This window comes from Acidobacteriota bacterium (assembly GCA_009861545.1).
Classification (GTDB): Bacteria; Acidobacteriota; Vicinamibacteria; order Vicinamibacterales; family UBA8438; genus WTFV01.
On record VXME01000081.1, the window covers coordinates 1 to 4,431 of the forward strand.

A 4,431-nucleotide genomic window follows, 5' to 3' on the forward strand; every position below is an offset into this window, starting at 1 on the left:
TTCTGTGTTTTTTTTGCTGGTTGTCTTGTTTTTGGCGGGGCGGGCCGGGGGGGCGCGCCCGGCGGGGGGCGCCCCGCCGGGCGCCGGCCCCCCCCCCCCCCCCGGCCCTCATCCGCGTGGTTGTCAGCGTGCACCGATGCGTCCCATGAACAGCCGCCGGCCCGGTCTTGGCGCGGTCCGTTTCACGTGGGCGTTGACCGCCGTGGCCTTGGCAGGGGTAGCCGTCGGCATGGTGTTGCCCCGGCCTCTCGAGTCCGCTCGCGCATCCCAGCCGCCGACGGCGGCGCAACAGCCCGCGTCGCCACCGACGCCGCTGCCGTTTCCCGGGGCGCAGCCGCCGTCGGCCGACGGGGACGCTCCGTCCGATGACGCCGCGGCGGCCGACGAGGCAGAGACGGAACCGGCTCCCGCGATCGCCGCCCGGACGTTCGATGCCCCGGCCGCGATGATCATCAACTACGTCCAGTCCGGAAGCGGCAGCGGCTTCGAAGCGTTGACCAGACGAATGGTGGAGGCCCTCGCCGCGAGCGAGGACGCGGAGCATCGGGCTCTGGCGGCGGGCTGGACGATGTACCGCGTGTCCGAGCCGCCGGGCCCCAACAACAACGCGGTCTACGTCTGGCTCTTCGATCCGGTCGTGGCGGACGCCAACTACGCCGTGGCACAACTTCTGAACCAGGTGTTCCCGGAAGAAGTGCAGTCGCTCTACGAGACCTACATGCAGTCCTTCGGGATGGGACAGACGTCGCTCGAGCTCGAACCGGTGGAGCTTGTCCAGGATCCGGGCTGACGGGGAGCGGCCGCGGGCGGCAGCGCCGGAGGACGCGGTTCTCGGCGATCGCTGCGGTCAGAACGGCATGCTGAGGCCGGCGTACACCCGCCGTGGGCGGCGGTCTGCCCGTGCCCCTCGCAGCACCAGCAGCCGGTAGTCGATCCGGAGACGAAGCGGTCCGCGCAAAGAGATGTTGACGCCTGCGCCCGCGCCGACCGCCAGATTGGTCTGCGCGTGAGATCCCGTGCGTTCGCGGTACAACCCGCCGCCGACGGCGCCGTAGAGCTCGAGTCGGCGCTGGCGGTCCAGGGGCGCGCTCAAGACCAGGTTGAACAGACCCGTCTGCCGCGCCGGGTCCGAGTCGGACCCGGCGGCGGGCATTCCGGCGTACTCGAATTCCAGACCGACCGGCCGCAGAGAGACTCCGAGGGCGGCTCCCCGCGTCCCGCGGTCCGGTGTCGCCCGCCCGGCGAAGACCGTGAGATCGGCGGATGCCGGGCCGGCGCCGGTGCCGAGGAGCAGAAGCAGTGCGAAGGACAGCCGGCGGCCGGCGCGGCGGACGTGCATGTCCTTCCCATTATCGACGGTTGGAAGGTCCGGGGTCAGCGCGGCGGCTCCGCGGGTCGGCGCAATCGCCCATGATAGAGTCTCGACGGCCAATGGACTTTCGTCCCACGGAAGCGGAGCAGGTGACGCGCCGGGCGGTGCGCGAGTTCGCGGAGCGGGAGATTGCGCCGCACGTGATGGAATGGGACGAGGCGCAGGCGTTTCCCGTCGAGCTTCTGGCGCAGCTTGCCGAGCTGGGGTTGCTGGGCATCCAGTTCCCGGCCCGTTACGGAGGCGCCGGGCTCTCGGCGGTCGAGTACTGCATCTGCATCGAGGAGCTCGCGCGCGTCGATCCGACGATCGCCCTGACGGTCGCGGCGCACAACGGGCTGGCCGCCGCGCACGTCGCGATGTTCGGATCCGAAGCGCAGAAGGAGCGCTGGCTGACGCCGCTGGTCCGCGGCGAGTACCTGGGAGCCTGGGCGCTGACGGAGCCGGACGCGGGCAGTGACGCGGGCAGCCTGCGCGCGCGCGCCCGGCGCGACGGCGGCGACTGGGTCCTGGACGGCACGAAGACGTTCACGACCCATGCGGGCCTTGCCGGGCTGACCGTGGTCATGGCGGTCACCGACCCGAACGCACGCCGGCACGGCATCTCGGCCTTCGTCGTCGAGCGCGGGACGCCCGGCCTGTCGGCAGGCCGCAAGGAGAGCAAGCTCGGCATGCGCGCGAGCACCACCGCAGACACGCGCCTGGACGGCTGTCGGGTGCCGCGCGATCACCTGCTGGGCCGCGAGGGCCGCGGATTCGCCGACGCCATGGCGGTGCTCGACGCAGGCCGCATCGGCATCGCCGCCCTCGCCGTCGGACTGGCCCAGGGCGCCTTCGACGCCGCCCGCCGCCACGCCGCGGAGCGGACGCAGTTCGGCCGGCCGATCGGGAGCTTCCAGGCCATTCAATGGAAGCTGGCCGACATGGCCGTCGGGATCGATGCGGCCAGGCTCCTGACCTACCGCGCGGCTTTCCTCAAGGACCAGGGTCGGCCGACGACGCGCGAGTCGTCGATGGCCAAGCTCTACGCCAGCGAGGTTGCGGTCCGTGCAGCCGGCGAATGCGTCCAGATTCACGGCGGGTACGGCTTCGTGAAGGACTATCCGGCCGAGAAGCTCTACCGGGACGTGAAGCTGCTGACCATCGGCGAGGGCACGAGCGAGATCCAGCGGCTGGTGATCGCGAGGCAGTATCTGGGCTGATGCCGCTCGCAGGACGCCGACCTGATGGATCTCGCGGAACGCGTGCTGGCCGGAGATGCTCGCGCGATCGCGCGCGCGATATCCGTGGTGGAGCGGGAGGATGCCGGGTCGGCCGCGCTGGTCGGCCGGTTGTTCGGGCGGACGGGGCGCGCTCTGGCCGTGGGCCTCACCGGGGCGCCGGGCGTCGGCAAGAGCACGCTGGTCGACCGCCTGACCGCCGCCTTGCGTCGGGAGCGCCTGCGGGTCGGGATACTGGCCGTGGATCCGACCAGTCCGTTCAGCGGCGGGGCCATTCTCGGCGACCGCATCCGGATGCAGGGACACGCGGCGGACGGCGGTGTCTTCGTGCGCAGCATGGCGACCCGCGGGCAGCTCGGCGGCCTGGCGCGAGCGACCGACGATGCGCGGATCGTCCTGGACGCGGCGGGGATCGACGTCGTGCTGATCGAAACGGTCGGGGTCGGCCAAGGCGAGATCGACGTCAGCCGGATCGCCGACGTGTCGGTGGTGGTCCTCGCTCCCGGGGGCGGTGACGACGTGCAGGCGATCAAGGCCGGCATCATGGAGATCGCCGACGTGTTCGTGGTCAACAAGGCGGACCGCGACGGCGCCGATCGCGCGGTCGCGGAGATCGAGGGGATGCTCTCGCTGCGCGAACCCGGGACGAATCGGTGGCGGCCGCCGGTGGTCAAGACCTGCGCGGCGACCGGAGAAGGCGTCGATGACGCCATCGGCGCCGTGCGCCGCTTCGCCGATCGGGGGCTCGCCGCCGGAGACCGTGCGCGGCGCCGTGCGCGCGCGAGGCTGGAGGCGATCCTGGTCGGCCGGATCGTGGCGCGCATCGGGGCGGAGCGGGACCTCGACGACGCCATCGACGCCATCGCGGCCCGCGAGATCGATCCGTATGCGGCGGCGGGCGATCTGGTGCGGCGTTTCGTCCAGGAGGAACCGGATTCATGAAGGCGGTACTGGACCACATCGGAATCGCGGTGGACGACCTCGACGCGGCGCTCGCCTTCTATTCGGACGCCCTCGGCCTGGAGGTCGACGCGACGGAGGACGTCCCGTCGCAGGGAGTGCGCGCGCATTTCGTGCGCGTCGGATCGGCCGCGCTGGAGCTGCTCGAGGCGACGACGGACGAGTCGCCCATCCGGCGCTTCGTGACGCGCCGCGGCGCCGGGATACACCACATCACATTGCGGGTCGACGACATCGCGGCGGCCCTGGCGCGGCTGAAGGCCCGCGGGGTCAGGTTGATCGACGAGACGCCGCGCGACGGAGCCGAAGGCGCGCTGGTCGCCTTCGTGCATCCTTCCGGCGCGCACGGGGTCCTCGTCGAGCTCAAGCAGGAGAGGGGCGCGCAGGCTGCGCATCATGCACGCTGACGAACGGATACGCATCGGCATCATCGGCGGGAGCGGGCTGTACGACATGGCCGGGCTCACGGACCGCGAGGAACGCGAGATCGAGACGCCGTTCGGGGCGCCCTCCGCCCCCTACGTGGTGGGCGTCCTCGCGGGGCGGCGCGTCGCGTTCCTCGCGCGTCACGGCGCGGGGCATCGCATCCTCCCGTCGGAACTCAACTTCCGGGCGAACGTCTTCGGCATGAAGAAGCTCGGCGTCGAGTGGCTCGTGTCCGCGAGCGCCGTCGGGAGCCTGCAGGAGCGCTACCGGCCGCAGGACATCGTCGTTCCCGACCAGTTCCTGGACCGTACGCGCGGGCGCATCGGCACCTTCTTCGGGCGGGGCATAGCCGCGCACGTCTCGCTAGCGCACCCGGTCTGCGCGGCGCTGAGCCGCGTGGCCGGGGGGGGGGGGGGGGGGGGGGGGGGGGGCGCGGGGGGGGGGGGGGGGGGGGGG

The 4,431-nt window shown here is 72.1% G+C and carries 6 protein-coding genes; 5 read left to right on the forward strand and 1 reads right to left on the reverse strand.

The window, feature by feature from the left end; genetic code table 11:
• Window positions 1-145: 145 nt before the first annotated feature.
• Entirely contained in the window at window positions 146-790 is a 645-nt protein-coding gene (locus F4X11_13475; protein ID MYN66023.1) for a hypothetical protein, read from the forward strand.
• A gap of 57 nt (window positions 791-847) precedes the next feature.
• Here F4X11_13475 and F4X11_13480 read toward each other — a convergent pair whose 3' ends face one another.
• Window positions 848-1,339: a hypothetical protein gene (locus tag F4X11_13480; protein ID MYN66024.1), complete on the reverse strand. Its 492-nt coding sequence runs from the start codon at window positions 1,337-1,339 to the stop codon at window positions 848-850.
• A 92-nt stretch (window positions 1,340-1,431) separates the two neighbouring features.
• Here F4X11_13480 and F4X11_13485 point away from each other — a divergent pair, with 92 nt between their 5' ends.
• The 4 genes from F4X11_13485 to F4X11_13500 form a co-directional block, all read left to right on the forward strand.
• The gene (locus tag F4X11_13485; GenBank protein ID MYN66025.1) at window positions 1,432-2,571 is read left to right on the forward strand and encodes an acyl-CoA dehydrogenase; all 1,140 of its coding nucleotides are present in this window, start codon (window positions 1,432-1,434) and stop codon (window positions 2,569-2,571) included.
• A gap of 24 nt (window positions 2,572-2,595) precedes the next feature.
• Window positions 2,596-3,531 (forward strand): methylmalonyl Co-A mutase-associated GTPase MeaB, encoded by a 936-nt coding sequence (gene meaB / locus F4X11_13490; protein MYN66026.1) that lies wholly within the window; start codon window positions 2,596-2,598, stop codon window positions 3,529-3,531.
• A complete protein-coding gene (gene mce, locus F4X11_13495) occupies window positions 3,528-3,956 on the forward strand; it encodes a methylmalonyl-CoA epimerase (GenBank protein ID MYN66027.1) in 429 nt (142 codons plus the stop codon). The genes meaB and mce overlap by 4 nt, the downstream gene beginning before the upstream one ends.
• A partial coding sequence (locus F4X11_13500) for an MTAP family purine nucleoside phosphorylase (protein MYN66028.1) occupies window positions 3,946-4,431 on the forward strand: 486 nt, incomplete at its 3' end. The genes mce and F4X11_13500, both read left to right, overlap by 11 nt.

Coding starts and splice junctions, on each gene's coding strand:
- F4X11_13475 (MYN66023.1), top strand. CDS start 146: ATGAACAGCCGCCGGCCCGGTCTTGGCGCGGTCCGTTTCACGTGGGCG.
- F4X11_13480 (MYN66024.1), bottom strand. CDS start 1,339: ATGCACGTCCGCCGCGCCGGCCGCCGGCTGTCCTTCGCACTGCTTCTG.
- F4X11_13485 (MYN66025.1), top strand. CDS start 1,432: ATGGACTTTCGTCCCACGGAAGCGGAGCAGGTGACGCGCCGGGCGGTG.
- meaB (MYN66026.1), top strand. CDS start 2,596: ATGGATCTCGCGGAACGCGTGCTGGCCGGAGATGCTCGCGCGATCGCG.
- mce (MYN66027.1), top strand. CDS start 3,528: ATGAAGGCGGTACTGGACCACATCGGAATCGCGGTGGACGACCTCGAC.